At 72.7% G+C, this 14,471-nt stretch carries 13 protein-coding genes; 4 read left to right on the top strand and 9 right to left on the bottom strand.

All coding sequences use genetic code 11. The features are described from left to right. Positions 1 to 27: 27 nt before the first annotated feature. From AOK18_RS18540 to AOK18_RS18525, 4 genes are all read right to left on the bottom strand, one after another. On the bottom strand, positions 28 to 1,518 hold the full coding sequence (locus tag AOK18_RS18540; protein WP_055695100.1) for a glycoside hydrolase family 3 protein: 1,491 nt from the start codon (positions 1,516 to 1,518) through the stop codon (positions 28 to 30). Between the two features lie 9 nt (positions 1,519 to 1,527). Further along, positions 1,528 to 2,358 (bottom strand): carbohydrate ABC transporter permease, encoded by an 831-nt coding sequence (locus AOK18_RS18535; RefSeq protein ID WP_055570820.1) that lies wholly within the window; start codon positions 2,356 to 2,358, stop codon positions 1,528 to 1,530. After that, the gene (locus AOK18_RS18530; RefSeq protein ID WP_055570821.1) at positions 2,355 to 3,341 is read right to left on the bottom strand and encodes a carbohydrate ABC transporter permease; all 987 of its coding nucleotides are present in this window, start codon (positions 3,339 to 3,341) and stop codon (positions 2,355 to 2,357) included. The genes AOK18_RS18535 and AOK18_RS18530 overlap by 4 nt, the downstream gene beginning before the upstream one ends. A gap of 88 nt (positions 3,342 to 3,429) precedes the next feature. Beyond that, positions 3,430 to 4,707 carry an extracellular solute-binding protein gene (locus tag AOK18_RS18525; protein ID WP_055695099.1) on the bottom strand — a complete coding sequence of 426 codons (1,278 nt, stop codon included), beginning with the start codon at positions 4,705 to 4,707 and terminating at the stop codon, positions 3,430 to 3,432. 371 nt (positions 4,708 to 5,078) lie between these two features. Here AOK18_RS18525 and AOK18_RS18520 point away from each other — a divergent pair, with 371 nt between their 5' ends. Further along, complete coding sequence (locus tag AOK18_RS18520; protein WP_055570823.1) at positions 5,079 to 5,843, top strand: GntR family transcriptional regulator; 765 nt, start codon at positions 5,079 to 5,081, stop codon at positions 5,841 to 5,843. A gap of 113 nt (positions 5,844 to 5,956) precedes the next feature. Here AOK18_RS18520 and AOK18_RS18515 read toward each other — a convergent pair whose 3' ends face one another. The 4 genes from AOK18_RS18515 to AOK18_RS18500 all read right to left on the bottom strand — a co-directional run bounded on the left by AOK18_RS18515 (position 5,957) and on the right by AOK18_RS18500 (position 10,079). Then, entirely contained in the window at positions 5,957 to 6,520 is a 564-nt protein-coding gene (locus AOK18_RS18515) for a TetR/AcrR family transcriptional regulator (RefSeq protein WP_055574828.1), read from the bottom strand. Positions 6,521 to 6,527: 7 nt separating this feature from the next. Continuing rightward, on the bottom strand, positions 6,528 to 7,109 hold the full coding sequence (locus AOK18_RS18510; protein ID WP_055574827.1) for a sugar O-acetyltransferase: 582 nt from the start codon (positions 7,107 to 7,109) through the stop codon (positions 6,528 to 6,530). Positions 7,110 to 7,179: 70 nt separating this feature from the next. Continuing rightward, the gene (locus AOK18_RS18505) at positions 7,180 to 8,415 is read right to left on the bottom strand and encodes an MFS transporter (protein WP_055574826.1); all 1,236 of its coding nucleotides are present in this window, start codon (positions 8,413 to 8,415) and stop codon (positions 7,180 to 7,182) included. A gap of 122 nt (positions 8,416 to 8,537) precedes the next feature. Next, positions 8,538 to 10,079: a pectate lyase family protein gene (locus AOK18_RS18500; protein WP_055695098.1), complete on the bottom strand. Its 1,542-nt coding sequence runs from the start codon at positions 10,077 to 10,079 to the stop codon at positions 8,538 to 8,540. Between the two features lie 833 nt (positions 10,080 to 10,912). Between AOK18_RS18500 and modA the strand changes: the two genes are divergently transcribed. From modA to AOK18_RS18485, 3 genes are read left to right on the top strand one after another with little or no spacing between them, the layout of a single operon-like run. Then, a complete protein-coding gene (modA, locus tag AOK18_RS18495) occupies positions 10,913 to 11,746 on the top strand; it encodes a molybdate ABC transporter substrate-binding protein (protein WP_240503229.1) in 834 nt (277 codons plus the stop codon). Further along, on the top strand, positions 11,746 to 12,609 hold the full coding sequence (modB, locus tag AOK18_RS18490; RefSeq protein WP_055695101.1) for a molybdate ABC transporter permease subunit: 864 nt from the start codon (positions 11,746 to 11,748) through the stop codon (positions 12,607 to 12,609). The genes modA and modB overlap by 1 nt, the downstream gene beginning before the upstream one ends. Continuing rightward, positions 12,606 to 13,706, top strand: a complete 1,101-nt coding sequence (locus AOK18_RS18485; protein ID WP_055695096.1) for an ABC transporter ATP-binding protein — start codon at positions 12,606 to 12,608, stop codon at positions 13,704 to 13,706. Before modB ends, AOK18_RS18485 begins: the two co-directional genes overlap by 4 nt. Here the strand turns inward: AOK18_RS18485 and AOK18_RS18480 are convergent. Then, on the bottom strand, positions 13,694 to 14,471 hold a 778-nt coding region (locus AOK18_RS18480), incomplete at its 5' end, for an iron chelate uptake ABC transporter family permease subunit (RefSeq protein WP_206281560.1). The two genes, AOK18_RS18485 and AOK18_RS18480, sit on opposite strands and share 13 nt — an antisense overlap.

Here is a 14,471-nt window from a genome sequence, read left to right as displayed (position 1 = left end):
CCCGTGGGTCAGCCCGCGACCCGTGGGTCAGCCCGCGACGACCGCCTCGGCCGCCGCGGTCCCGCACACGCGGGCCGCGCCGTGCGTGGCGACGTGCGGCGCGCCGCGCGGCGCGGACTGCGGCACGCCCATCTCCACGACCACGGTGTCCGGCCCGGCCGCGAGCAGGAGGTCCAGGGCGGTACGCATCCACGGGTGCCGGTGCTCGTCGCGGACCACGGCGACCACACGCCGGCCGGCCGCGGCCTCCAGGGCCCGCGCACCGGCGTCCGGGCCGCTGAAGGAGCCGGTGGTGGTGCCGGGCAGCAGCCGCTCCAGCTCCGCGCCGACGCCCCAGGGGGTCTCGTCGCCGACGGCGATGTTGGCCTCGGGGCTGAAGGTGGCCACGTACACCGGGGCGGTGACCGGCGCGGCGGGCCCGGTGCGGGTGACGGTCACCGCGCGGCGGGCCGCCGCGAGGCCGATCCGCGGATCCGGTGCGACCGCCGGTGCCCGGGACCGCCCCGCCGGTGCGGCCCAGCGGGCCAACGCGCGGACCCGTTCCGCCGCGTCGGCCAGGCGCTCCTCGGGCAGCTCGCCCGAGCGGACGGCCCCGACCAGGGCGTCGCACAGCCGCCGTACGGTCTCCTCCCCGGCCAGACCGCCGCCCACGCAGATCGCGTCGGCGCCGGCCGCGAGGGCCAGCACGCTGCCGTGTTCGATGCCGTAGCTGCCGGCGATGGCCCGCATCTCCATGCCGTCGGTGACGATCAGGCCGTCGTAGCCCAGTTCGCCGCGCAGCAGCTCGGTCAGGATCCGCCGGGACAGCGTCGCCGGACGGTCCGGGTCCAGCGCGGGGACCAGGATGTGCGCGCTCATCACGGCGCGCGAGCCGGTCGCGACGGCCGCGCGGAACGGTGCCAGTTCGCGTGCGGTCAGCACGGCGGCGTCCGCGTCGATGCGGGGCAGGGCGAGGTGGGAGTCGACGGCCGTGTCCCCGTGCCCCGGGAAGTGCTTGGTGCACGCCGCCACGCCCGCCGACTGCAGGCCGGCGACGTAGGCGGCGGTGTGCCGGGCGACCAGGCCGGGGTCGGCGCCGAAGGAGCGCACGCCGATGACCGGGTTGGCCGGGTCGGAGTTCACGTCGGCGGAGGGGGCCCAGTTGAGGTTCACCCCGCAGTCCGCGAGCCGGCGGCCCAGCTCCGCGGCCACCGCCCTGGTCAGGTCGGTGTCGTCCACCGTGCCCAGGGCGTGGTTTCCGGGGAAGGAGGAGCCGGTGCGCACCTCCAGGCGGGTGACGTCCCCGCCCTCCTCGTCGACCGCGACCAGCACGTCCGGGCGTTCGGCGCGCAGTTGCCCGGTCAGGGCCGCCAGTTGCCCGGGCGAGGCGACGTTGCGCCCGAAGAGGCCGACGGAGGCGAGGCCCTCGCCGAGGCGGCGCAGCACCCAGTCGGGCGCGGTGGTGCCGGTGAAGCCGGGCTGGAGCACGGTCAGGGCGTCGCGGGTGAGGGTGTCGGTGCCGGTGGTGGAGGTCGTCATCGGGTGGCGTTATCCCTTCACTGCGCCCGCGGTCAGGCCGCTGACGGCCTTGCGCTGCAAGTAGACGAAGAGGACCAGGATCGGAATGGCGAAGAGCGACGAGGCGGCCATGGTCGCGCCCCAGTCGTTGCCGAACTGGCTCTGGAAGCTGGACAGCCACAGGGGCAGCGTCTGCGCCTCGGCGTCCTTGTTGAGCACCAGGACGAGGGCGAACTCGTTCCAGGCGGTGATGAAGCCGAACAGCGAGGTGGCCATCAGGCCCGGGGCGAGCAGCGGCAGGATGATCCGGCGGAACGCCTGGGCGCGGGTGCAGCCGTCGACCATCGCCGACTCCTCCAGCTCCTTGGGCACGGCGGCGACGAAGCCGCGCAGCGTCAGGATGGTGAAGGGCAGGATCATCATCATGTAGAAGAGCGTCAACGGTACGAGGCTGTTCAGCATGGACGCGTCCCGCACGATCATGTACATCGCGATGATCATGACTTCCCAGGGCGCCATCTGGGCCAGCATGAATCCGATGATGAAGCCGCGCCGCCCCTTGAAGCGCATGCGCGCCAGGGCGAAGGAACCGGCCAGCGCGATCACCAGCGAGAAGACCACGGCCAGGACGGTGACCGTCAGCGAGTTGGTGACGTAGGTCCAGAAGTGGTCGACATCGGTCGCAGTCTTGAAGTGTTCGAAGGTGATGTCGGTCGGGAACCAGACCGGGTCCTCCGAGAGGATGTCGCCGGTCGGCTTGAGGGCCGTGTTGAACATCCAGTACACGGGGAAGACGAAGCCGATGAACAGGACGACGGCCGTGGCATTGGGCCACAGGCGGCCGAAGAGCGAGCGCTTCACAGCTCGTCCTCCTCTTGCTTGAGCACGATCCGCAGGTAGTAGGCGGTCAGGCCGAGCAGGATCGCGATGGTCAGGACGGCGATCGCCGCACCCATGCCGTAATGCTGGTTGCCGACACCCTCGACGTAGGCGTAGACGGGCAGGATCTCGGTGAGCCGGTCGGGGCCGCCCTGGTTGATGAGGTAGACCTGCACGAACGCCTTGAAGACCCAGATGATCTCCAGGAACGTGGTGGCGTAGAGGAACGGCCGCAGGAACGGCAGGGTGACCGTGGTGAAGCTGCGCCAGGCGCCGGCGCCATCGAGGGACGCGGCCTCGTAGAGCTCCTTCGGGATCGTGGTGGTCGCGGCGTAGAGGTTGATCGCGACGAACGGGATGGACATCCACACGATCAGTACGGTGATGACGAAGAACGTCGACATCTGGCTGCTGGTCCAGCTGTAGTCGGCCATGGAGTGCCAGCCGAGTTTGTCCAGCACCCAGTTGACGACGCCGAAGCGCTGGGCGAACAGCCACTGGTAGACGGTGGTGGCGGCCACGATCGGCATGGCCCAGGCGAGCACCAGGCCCAGCAGCAGGGTGAACCGCATCTTCTTGCCGAGACGGGCGAGCAGCAGGCCGACCAGTGCGCCCAGCACCATGATCAGGACGACGTTGACCGCAGTGAAGAGGATCGAGCGGAGGGTGACCCGCCAGAAGTCCTCACTGGTGAGGGCCGTCCGGTAGTTGTCGACACCGTTCCATTCGGTGACGCGCTGGATCAGCTGTCCCATGTTGAGGTTCTGGAACGACAGCAGCACGTCCTTCAGCAGCGGCCAGCCGAGCAGCAGCACGGAGGCCACACAGGCGGGCAGCAGCAACAGGTACGGGGCGAGCGCGCCGACGCGCGACGCCGCTCTCGGTGCCGGCCCGCCGGACACCCCGTCGTCCGCCTTGCGGACGTCCGCCGGGCCGGAGGGCGGCCGTTCGGTCTGCACGGTCATGCTCGCGCTCTCTCTTCTCGACATACTCGACGCCGGGGCGGGGGCCGGCGAGTGGCCGGCCCCCGCCCGCTCCGTGCGCTCGCTGCGGCTACTGCTGCTGCGACAGACGCTTGTTGAACTCGCCCTCGACCTGCTGGGCGGCCTCGGCCGGGGACTTGCCGTTCAGGACGGCGGTCAGGTACGTCTTGATCGGGTTGGGGTCGTTCTCGACGGCGGCCCACTCGGGGATCAGCGGCGTGGTGCCGCCGACGGCGGCGGCCGGCGCGGCGGCCTCGGCGGGGGCGTTGCCCTTGAGGTTGCTCTGCAGCGACTCCTTGTTGGGGATGACGCCGTTGGCCTTGGCCAGTCCGCCCTCGAACTTGTCGGAGAGGGCGATCTTCAGGAACTCCTTGGCGAGCTCCTGCTTCTTGCTGCCCGCGGCGACGGCGAGGTTGGAGCCGCCGAGGAAGACGCCCTCGGGCTTGTCGGCCGTGGCGCCGGGGATGGTGAAGTAGCCGATGTCCTTCTCGATCTTCGGGTTGGCCTCGATCGCGATGCCGGCTTCCCAGCCCATGCCGATGAACGCGCCGACCTTGCCGTCGGCGAAGACCTCGCCCTGCTGCGGGGTGGCCTCGTCCTTGTCCTTGGGCGCCTTGGACAGCGCCTGGAATTTCTTGTACGTCTCCGCGGCGGCGGCGACCTTCGGGTCGTCGAGGTTGGAGACGTACGCGTCGCCGTCCTTCTTGACCAGTTCGCCGCCCTCGCCGATCACCAGGCCGACGAAGTGGTACCAGTTCTGGCCGGGCAGGTAGATCGGCTCGGCGTCGGTCTTGTCACCGATCGTCTTGAGCGCGGCGTAGAACTCGTCGCGGGTCCTGGGCGTGTCCTTGAGGCCGGCGTCCGCCCAGACCTTCTTGTTGTAGAGGACGACGCGGTTGGCGAAGTACCAGGGCGCCGCGTACTGCTTGCCCTCGAAGACGGACGACTCGTTGAGCGACTCGGTCCACTCTCCGCCGATCTCGGCCTTGAGGTCGGCGAGGTCGGCGAGACCGCCGGTCTTCGCGTAGGCCGGGGTCTGGGTGTTACCGATCTCGAAGACGTCCGGCGGGTTCTCCTCGGACAGCGACGTGGTCAGCTTCTGCTGGATGCCGTTCCACTGCTGGACCTCGAACTTGACCTTCGCCTTGGTCTTCTTCTCGAACTCGGCGGTGAGGTCCTTCTGCCACTGGTCCGGCGACGAGCCGTCCATCACCCACACGGTGAGCGTCTCGCCGGCGTAACCGTCCGCGCCCGCCTTCTTGTCGCCGTCACCACCGTCGCCGCCACACGCGGCGACGGAGAACAACATGCCCGCGACCCCGATCGCTGCTATCAGCTTGCGCTTCACGCGCCACCCCTCCTCAGGAATGCCTTCCACACCCACACCCTCGGCGGTGACCCTCGCAACGGCGCGGCACTCGGCGGGCTGGGGCCCGGCTCCCTCTCAATGGTTTAGACCAGCAAGGGGGAGCTTGGCCTAGACCTATGGCCCTGTCAAGGGTCGCGCGGCCAATCGGCCGCCCCGCTTCCGGCACCCCCTCCGGGCCTGCAACTCCCCCCAAACAGGGACGCGTCGAGAGTTGGACTAGACCAAAACGGGGTGTGCGGTTATAACGGGACCGCCGAGCGTGCGGCGCCGAACCCGGCCGCCCGCCGACGTGCACCGCGGCCGGCGCCCGCCGGCCGCGCCCGCCGGACCCCGCAGCCGGAAGGCAGGTCATGAGCACGGACCTCAGCAGCGCCCGGGCCGACACGAGGGCACCGGACCCCACCGACCGCGTCCCGAAGTACTACCGCGTCAAGCAGCGGTTGCTGGGCATGACCGAGGCGCGCCCGCCCGGCTCGGCGATGCCCGCCGAGCGCTTCCTCGCCCTCGAGTTCCGCACCTCGCGCACCACCGTCCGCAAGGCCCTCCAGGAGCTGGTGAGCGAGGGCCGGCTGGTCCGCATCCAGGGCAAGGGCACCTTCGTCGCCCGCCCGAAGATCTACCGGACCCTCCAGCTGACCTCCTATACCGAGGACATGCGCAACCAGGGCCTCGTCCCCGACTCCCGGGTCCTGACCATGGACTACCTGGCGGCCGGTGAGGAACTGGCGGCCCTGCTCGAGGTGAAGCGGGGCGAGAGGGTGCTGCGCGTGGAGCGGCTGCGGCTGGCCGGGGGCGAGCCCATGGCGATCGAGGCGACCCACCTGTCCGCGCGCCGCTTCCCCGGCCTGCGCCGGAAACTGGCCCGCCGCACCTCGCTCTACACGACGCTCACCGAGGTGTACGGGGTGCGGCTGGCGGAGGCCGACGAGACCATCGAGACCTCGCCCGCCACGCCGCGGGAGGCCGGGCTGCTGCACACCGACGTGGGCCTGCCGATGCTGCGGCTGTCCCGCCACTCGCGGGACGGGACGGGGACGCCGGTCGAGTGGGTCCGCGCGGTCTACCGCGGCTCGCGGTACCGGTTCACGGCGACGCTGACGCCGCCCGGCCCCTGATCCCGGGGGCGTCGCCGGGACGTCCCCGCCGCGCCGCCCGGGCGGGGCCCGGGCGGCCGGGTCCGTGCGGCACGGTGGTCAGGACCGTGCCGCACGGACGACTGGGGTGCCGCTCAGGGCTTTCGGGGTGTGCCGGTCGCCGTGGTGATGCGGGTGATCGCGTCGAGCGTCAGGGCCCGGTCGTGGGGTTTCCGGGACAGGGCGCGGTGGAGGGTCAGCCCCTCGATGAGGGCGTCGAGCTGGCGGGCGGTGTCCGGGTCGAAGTGCTTCTCGAGGTGGATCCGGCTGCGGCGCATCCACTCGTGGGTGAGTTCCCGGTAGGCGGGCCGGCGGGCGGCGAGGGCGTACAGCTCCTGGGTGAGCACGAGGTCGCGCCGGCTGCCCTCGGACAGGGCGTGGACGAGGTCGGCCACGGCCTCGACGGCCTCCTCCCGGTCGGCCGGCGCCGCGAGATACGCGTCGAAGACCGCGACCGCGTCGCCGGTGAACTCGCCGAACGCCTCCCTGAGCAGCTCGTCCATCCCGTCGAAGTGGTACGTCATCGACCCCAGCGGCACCCCGGCGCGCCGGGCGATCTTGCGGTGCGAGACCGCCGCGAGGCCCTCCTCGGCGATGAGGTCGAGGGTGGCGGCGATGATGCGTTCGCGCCGTCGCGGGTCGGTGTGTCCGGTGGCCACGGGAGCCTCAGATGGCGCGGACCGGGCGGGCGGGGTTGCCGACGGCGATCACGTTCGCCGGCACGTCCCTGGTGACGACCGCCCCGGCGCCGATCACCGAGTTGTCCCCGATGGTCACCCCGGGCAGGACGACGGCACCGCCGCCGATCCAGACGTTGTCGCCGATGGTGATCGGCCGCGCGGCCTCCAGCTTGTCGCGCCGGGGCTGCGGCTCCACGGGGTGCGTGGGGGTGAGGAGCTGGACGTTCGGGCCGATCTGGCAGTCCTCGCCGATGACGATGGCCGCGACGTCCAGCGCGGTCAGGTTGTAGTTGACGAAGGTGCGCGCCCCGATGGTGATGTTGCTGCCGTAGTCGACGTACAGGGGCGGGCGCACGTGCGCCCCCTCGCCCACGGCGCCGAGCAGTTCGGCGAGGACCGACTGCGCCGCGGCGGCGTCCTCGACGAAGGCGGCCTGGAAGCGGGCGGTCAGGCGTACGGCCGCCTGCTGCCGGCGGGCGATCTCGGGATCGTCGGCGATGTAGAGGTCGCCCGCCCGCATCCGTTCCAGGTTCGTCCGGGGGTCCTGCGCGAAGTGATCCGTCGCCATGGAACCGACGGTACACCCTGGAGCGTACGAACGTACACTCGATGTGTCCGAACGGTACCGCGGCGCTCTTCTACCCTTCGCTGCTTGCCGGTTGGGGCTTCCGGGCTCCCAGCACCCCGGCGAGCACGACCACGAGGACGCCCGCGAGGGGCACCACCAGCAGGCCGAGGCGCAGACCGGCCTCGTCGGCGACGAGTCCGACGACCGGCGGGGAGAGCAGGAAGCCGAGCCGCATCAGCCAGGAGACGATCGTCAGTCCCGATCCGGCCTTGAGTCCGGGCAGTTCGTCGGCCTCGTGCATCGCCGCCGGCACCAGGGTCGCCACGCCGAACCCGGCCGCGGCGAAGCCGAGGATCGTGCCGGGGACCGTGGGCACGGCCAGCGCCAGGCCCATGCCGGCCGCGGCGACGAGGCCGCCGGCGCGAGCCACCGCGCGCTGGCCGAACCGGTCGACGAGCCGGTCGCCGAGGATCCGGCCGACGAACTGGGCCCCGACCAGGGCGATGAAGCCGGAGGCCGCCAGGGCAGCCGACGCGTTCAGCGAGTCGGAGAGGTAGAGCGTGGCCCAGGAGTTGCCCGCGTCCTCGACGAGCGTGCCGGCGGTGGCGATGAGGACGAGTGCGGCCAGCACGTACCGCGTCCGCGAGGTCATGACCGGACGCCCGCCTCCGGCACTCCCCTCCCTCCGCGGCTCCGTCTCCGTCTCCTCGGCCGGCTCGGTGTCGGGTCCCGGCAGGCAGAACCGCAGGGCGACGCAGGCGGCGGTCCCGAAGAGCACGCCCGAGATCAGCAGGTGCGCGCCGAGCGGGAGGCCGAGCGCGATCGCGCCGGCGGCCATGGCTCCGCCGGTGACGGCGCCGATGGACCAGATGGCGTGGAAGGAGTTGATGATGGAACGCCCGTAGCGGCGCTGCACCCGCAGTCCGTGGGCGTTCTGCGCGACGTCGGTGAACGCGTCCATGGCGCCGGCCAGGAACAGGGCCGCCGCGAACAGCACCACCGAGGGCGACAGACCGGCGAGGAGGATCCCGGCCGCGGTCAGCAGGGTGCTGGCCACCGCCGCCCGCGCCGAGCCCAGCCGGCGGACGAGGACCCCCGCTCCGAGCCCGGCCACGACGGCCCCCGCCGGGAACGCCGCGACGGCCAGCCCGTAGGCGGCGTTGCCGATGCCGAGTTCCGCCTTGATCTGCGGATAGCGCGGCAGCAGGTTGGCGAACAGGGCGCCGTTGGTGAAGAAGAGCACGGCCACGGCCGCGCGGGCCCGCCGCTCGGCCAGGCCCGGCCGGCCCAGTACGTCAATGGTCATACGCGGGACCCTATCCGCAGAGCGTACGAACGTACACTCCCCTTTTTCCGGCGGTACCGCCGGTGTCCGGCCCCGGGTCCCTGGCGGGGACCCGGGGCCGGACGCGTGACGGTCCTTCGGCGTCAGCCGCTGTAGGTCTCGAACTCGGCGACCTTCGGGGTGCCGTTCGAGCCGGTGATCTCGAAGGTGATCTTCTTCAGCGAGGTCTTCGGGAAGGAGATGGCGCCCGCTCCGCTGCCGGAGGCCAGGACGGCTCCGGTGTCGTGGTTGAGGACCCTCCAGCCGCGGATGGCCCCCTCGGAGCCGGCCGCCTCCCGGATGTGGGCCTTCGACACCGAGGTGGCGGAGGACCACTTGACCGAGACGGAGCCGGTCGAGCCGTTCGGCGACCAGTAGCTGCCCGTGTTGCCGTCGATCACGTTGCCGTAGCTCGTGCCGCCGGCCTTGCTGGAGCCGTCGGCGCCGGCGCCGAGGCTGAGGTTGGTCCCGGTGGGGGGATCGGTCGGGTCGGTGGGGTCGGTCGGGTCGGTGGGGTCGGTCGGGCCCGGGTTCTGCGGGGTGCAGTTGCCGTTCGAGACCTGGTTGCCCTTGTTGGCGCCGGCCGTCCGGTTCACCACGTCCGGCACGCAGTTCGCGTTGTCGAGGCTGTAGGAGTAGGGGATGCCCACCGAGGTGGTGGACGTCGGGTTGGGTCCGGCGGGCTGGTTGTCCCCGCTGCGGGCGGACCAGGTCACGTTGTCGAAGACGTTGCCGCCGACCTGCCAGTAGCCGGCCTCGCTGGTGTAGAAGGTGCCGAGGACGTCCTTGGAGTCCTCGAAGTAATTGTTGTCCACCTTCGCGCGCGCCCCGGCCCGGGAGTTGATGCCGGACTCGTGCAGGTCCACGTAGTGGTTGTTGTAGATGTGCGCGATGCCGCCGCGCAGCAGCGGGGCGCGGGAGTCGATGTTCTCGTACTTGTTGTGGTGGAAGGTGACGTAGCCGTTGGAGCGGTCGCTCTCGCTGGAGCCGATGAGGCCGCCGCGGCCGGAGTTGCGCAGGATGCTGTACGACAGGGTCACGTACTGGGTGTTGTCCTTCATGTCGAAGAGGCCGTCGTAGCCCTCCGACTCACCGCCGGACGCCTCGAGCGTGGCGTGGTCCACCCAGACGTTGCGGACGCCGCTCTCCATGCCGATGGCGTCGCCGCCGTTGGAGGTGGGCGAGCCGGACTTCTTGACGTTCCGGACGGTCACGTTCTGGATGATGATGTTGCTGGACTCCCGGATGTGGATGCCCAGTTGGTCGAAGACGGCACCGCTGCCGACCCCGACGATCGTGACGTTGCTGATCTGCTTGAGCTCGATCACGCCGGCCGCGGTGTTGCAGCTGCTGCCGGACACCTTGGTGGTGTTGCCGTGGTTGATGGTGCCCTGGACCTCGATGATGATCGGGGTGCTGCTGCTGGCCCGGTTGCACAGGGCCGCGTGGATCGCGGTGCCCGTGGTGGCGCGCACGGTCTGCCCGCCGGCGCCCCCGGTGGTCCCGCCGTTCTGGGTGGCGTAGCCGGTGGCGCTGCCGGTCACGGCCGCCGACGCCGTGGTCGTCGACACCGCCAGTCCGGTCGCGGCCGCGAGGGCCGCGGTGGCCAGCGTGGCGCCGAGGCGCACTGCTGCTGATTTCTTCATCCGTGTCTCTCCCTGTTCGTCTGCACGTGCCGGGGACGGGTGGCGGGGGTCGGGGCAGCCGCGACGGCCGCCATTAATGGCATGGGCATGTCATGCAAGGCGCGGTCGGATCCGACGGACGTCCCTTCTGGCGGATGCGGCCGCGTTCGACCGTGCTCGGCCGCTCGCTGCGTACGCGGCCGTACCGTGATCACACCCTGCGGGCGCTTCGACCCTGCTCCGCTCCGCCGCGGGCGCCGTGAGCGGGTACCTGCGTTACGGGGTGCCGCTTCCTCTCCCGGCCGACGTGCCGGCCGACGCCGGCCCCGGGGTCACCGCGGCCGTGCTCCCGTGCCGGACCCGTGGCGGCTCCTGCGTGAAGCCACCTGTCGACGCGGCGGCTCCACTGCACCGGATCCGGACCGACAACCGGGGGAAAGCGCTTTCTCACCGCGAGAATAGGCCGGTCTCCGCCGGCCTGACAAGGCTCCGGACACCATGCGTGCGCTCTTTCGTATCTCATACACCAACGTCCGTTCACGCCCGCGCCGCGGCCGGGAGGGGGAGGTCCGGCCCCGGGATCGGGCTCCTCGCTCCCCGCGGTACGCGCGGTGCGGGCCGGCCGGTGCGAGGTCGCCGAGCCGGTCCGGCCCCCGTCCGGGATCCCCGGTGAAGCCGGAGCGGGCGAAGAGCGGAGGCATGACGCGGAACGCACATGCGGGCCTTCCGCACCGCGACTCCCGCTGATGCCGGGCGAAAGGGGTCCCTCAGCTCGCACCTGCGGCCTTATCATCAGCTCATGCGTTTCCGTCGCCCCGGCCCGTGAGCAAGCAGTGAGCAGAGGGAGAAGCACCGTGACGACCCGCCCCGCACCCCGCCGGACCCGGCTGCCCCGGTGGGCCGGTGCCGGTGCCGCCGTGCTGCTGGTCCTGGGGGCCGCGACGGCCTGCTCGTCGTCCGCGGACGGGGACGAGGCCGGAGCCGCCGGTTCCGGCTCCGCCCCGGGCGAGCCGTCCGGCACGGTGACCGTGTTCGCGGCGGCCTCCCTCACCGAGAGCTTCACGACGCTGGGCGAGCGGTTCGAGGAGGCACACCCCGGCACCGAGGTCACGTTCAGCTTCGGCGGCAGCGACAGTCTCGCCGCCGGTATCACCGGCGGTGCCCCCGCCGACGTCTTCGCCTCCGCCAGCCCCGGGACGATGAAGATCGTCACGGACGCGGGGGACGCCGCCGGCGCCCCGGCCGCCTTCGCCCGCAACCGGCTGGAGATCGCCACCCCGCCGGGCAACCCGGAGGACATCTCCTCCCTGAAGGACCTGACCGGCCCGGACCTGAAGGTCGTCCTGTGCGACGAGAAGGTGCCGTGCGGTGCCGCCGCGCGGACGGCCCTGGACGCCGCCGGCCTGGAGCTCACCCCCGTGTCGTACGAGCAGGACGTCAGGAGCGCGCTGACGAAGGTGCGGCTGAAGGAGGCCGACGCCGCCCTCGTGTACAGGACGGACGTGCGCGCGGCGGGTGACAAGGTGGAGGGCGTGGACTTCCCCGAGGCCGCCGAGGCCGTCAACGACTACCCGATCACCCTGCTCGAGAACGCCCCGAACGCCGTGGCGGCCGAGGCGTTCATCGCGTACGTGCGGTCCGGCGAGGGGCAGCGGGTGCTGGCGGACGCCGGGTTCCTGACGCCGTGATCCCGGCGGACACCTCCGGCGCCCGCCGCGGGGACACCCGTGGGGGGGCCGGTGCGCGGCGTCGCCGTCCGGGGACGGGCGGCGGGCAGGGGGTGCCGCTGCTCCTGCTGCTCCCCGCCCTGGTCGCGCTGGCGTTCCTGCTGGTGCCGCTGGTCGCGCTGCTGGTCCGGGCCCCGTGGCGGGGCATGCCCGAGCAGCTGACCAGCCCCGCCGTGTGGCAGGCCCTGCGGCTCTCCCTGGTGTGCGCCACCGCGGCGACGGCGGTGAGCCTGGTCCTCGGCGTACCGCTGGCCTGGCTGCTGGCCCGTACGGAGTTCCCCGGCCGGGGCCTGGTCCGGGCGCTGGTGACGCTCCCCCTGGTCCTGCCGCCGGTGGTGGGCGGCGTCGCCCTGCTCATGGCGCTGGGCCGCAACGGCGTCGTCGGGCAGTGGCTGGACGCCTGGTTCGGCGTCAGTCTGCCGTTCACGACGGCGGGGGTCGTGGTCGCGGAGACGTTCGTGGCGATGCCGTTCCTGGTCATCAGCGTCGAGGGCACCCTGCGTGCCGCCGACCGCCGCTACGAGGAGGCCGCGGCCACGCTGGGCGCGTCGCGCTTCACCGCGTTCCGCCGGGTCACCCTGCCGCTGATCATGCCGGGCGTCGCGGCGGGCTCGGTGCTGGCCTGGGCGCGGGCACTGGGCGAGTTCGGGGCGACGATCACCTTCGCCGGCAACTTTCCCGACCGGACCCAGACCATGCCCCTCGCCGTCTACCTCGCCCTGCAGAGCGACCCGGAGGCCGCCATCGCGCTCAGCGTGGTCCTGCTCGCCGTCTCGATCGCGGTGCTGGCCGGCCTGCGCGACCGCTGGATGACCGCGTCATGACCCGCACCGGCACAACCGGGCACGACCGCGCCGGCGGCGGCACCGGCGCCTCCGCGTCCGGGGGTCTCGACGCCCACCTGGTCGTCGACCGCGGCACCTTCCGCCTGGACCTCGCGCTCACCGCCGCACCGGGCGAGGTCGTCGCCCTGCTCGGCCCGAACGGCGCCGGCAAGAGCACGGCACTGCGCGCCCTGGCCGGCCTCGCGCCCCTCACCGGCGGCCACCTCCACCTGGACGGGACGGAGCTGACCCACAGGCCGCCCGAGTCCCGCCCGGTGGGCGTCGTCTTCCAGGACTACCTCCTCTTCCCGCACCTCACCGCCCTGGACAACGTGGCCTTCGGCCCCCGCTGCCGGGGCGCCACGAAGGCCCGGGCCCGGGCGGCGGCCGCCGCGTGGCTGGACCGCATGGGTCTGGCGGAGCACGCCGGTGCCAAGCCCCGCCGCCTCTCCGGGGGCCAGGCCCAGCGCGTGGCTCTCGCCCGCGCCCTGGCCACCGATCCCCGGCTGCTCCTCCTCGACGAGCCCCTCGCCGCCCTGGACGCCCGCACCCGCCTGGACGTACGCGCCCAGCTCCGGCGCCATCTGGCCGTCTTCGAGGCCGTCGCCGTCCTGGTGACGCACGATCCGCTCGACGCGATGGTGCTGGCCGACCGCCTGGTGGTCGTGGAGCACGGCAGGGTGGTCCAGGAGGGAACGCCCCGGGACGTCGCCCGTCACCCGCGCACCGACTACATCGCCCGGCTCGTCGGCCTGAACCTCCGCACCGGCCGGGCCGAGGGCCGCACCGTACGGCTGGACGACGGTCCGACGGTCACCACCACCGAGGATCTGACCGGTCGGGTCTTCGTCGCGTTCCCGCCCGACGCCGTGACCCTCCACGGCAGCCGCCCCACCGGCTCCGGCGCCCGCAACCTCTGGCACTGCCGGGTCGCCGGGATGGAGACCCACGGCGACCGGATCCGCGTGGACCTCACCGGCGAACTCCCCCTGGCCGCCGACCTCACCACGGTCGCCGCCGCCGAACTCGGCCTCCACCCGGGCACGGAGGTCTGGGCCTCCCTCGAGGCGGCCCGGGCCCACGCCTATCCGGCCTGACGGCGGGTCCGGTCGCCTCCGGAATCACACGGCGCCGCAGGGGGGCTCCCGCCCCGGGACCCCCGTCGGCGACGACGTCCCCGCCATGCCGTCGAGGCGGGTGGGCACGTCGAGGGCCCGGCGCACAGACCCCGTCGACGCGTCCCGCGGATGTCCGGGGCGGGCTCCTCCGGGGCGGGTTCAGGCGTCCGCCCCGGAGGGGGTGACGCGCAGGGGGCAGACCACCGGGCGCCGACGCCGAGGCCCACGACGAGGAAGCGGTAGCCCCCGCGTCCGGCTCCGCCGCTGGGGGCGAGGGTGAGGGCGGCGGCGGTGGCGGTTCCGGTCAGGGCGGCGCCGCTGGGCAGGAGGCCGGTGGTGAGTCCGGTGACGGAGGCGACGGCGAAGGCGGCGGCGCCGTCGTCGAGGCCGACGGTGTCGGGGGTGGCCAGCCGGTTCTGGGCGAGGGTCTGCATCAGGCAGCCGGCCGCGCCGAGAGCGGCGCCGACGGCGAGGCCGGCCTGGAGGCGGGGCAGCCGCGGGCGTTCGACGACGAGCAGGTCGCGGGGGCTGCCGTCGCCGAACAGGGCGCGCAGCGCGTCCAGCGGGTGGACGAAGATCTCACCGACGGCGAGGTGCACCGCGCTCGCGGCGGTCAGCACGGCCAGGACGGCGGCGGTGCCCAGCAGCGGCTTGCGCGGTATCAGGACGGCGTAGGGGCCGGCAGCCAGGCGCCAGGTCCCGGGGACGGTGAGCGGCGGGCGGGTGCCGGCCCCTACGCCGTCC

Source organism: Streptomyces prasinopilosus (assembly GCF_001419695.1).
GTDB lineage: Bacteria > Actinomycetota > Actinomycetes > Streptomycetales > Streptomycetaceae > Streptomyces > Streptomyces prasinopilosus.
This window is presented reverse-complemented; position numbering and strand designations above follow the sequence as displayed.

Bases quoted from the DNA above. Each gene is read 5' to 3' on its own strand.
- AOK18_RS18540 (WP_055695100.1), bottom strand. From the start codon at position 1,518: ATGACGACCTCCACCACCGGCACCGACACCCTCACCCGCGACGCCCTG.
- AOK18_RS18530 (WP_055570821.1), bottom strand. From the start codon at position 3,341: ATGACCGTGCAGACCGAACGGCCGCCCTCCGGCCCGGCGGACGTCCGC.
- AOK18_RS18520 (WP_055570823.1), top strand. From the start codon at position 5,079: ATGAGCACGGACCTCAGCAGCGCCCGGGCCGACACGAGGGCACCGGAC.
- AOK18_RS18510 (WP_055574827.1), bottom strand. From the start codon at position 7,109: ATGGCGACGGATCACTTCGCGCAGGACCCCCGGACGAACCTGGAACGG.
- AOK18_RS18505 (WP_055574826.1), bottom strand. From the start codon at position 8,415: ATGACCATTGACGTACTGGGCCGGCCGGGCCTGGCCGAGCGGCGGGCC.
- AOK18_RS18500 (WP_055695098.1), bottom strand. From the start codon at position 10,079: ATGAAGAAATCAGCAGCAGTGCGCCTCGGCGCCACGCTGGCCACCGCG.
- AOK18_RS18485 (WP_055695096.1), top strand. From the start codon at position 12,606: ATGACCCGCACCGGCACAACCGGGCACGACCGCGCCGGCGGCGGCACC.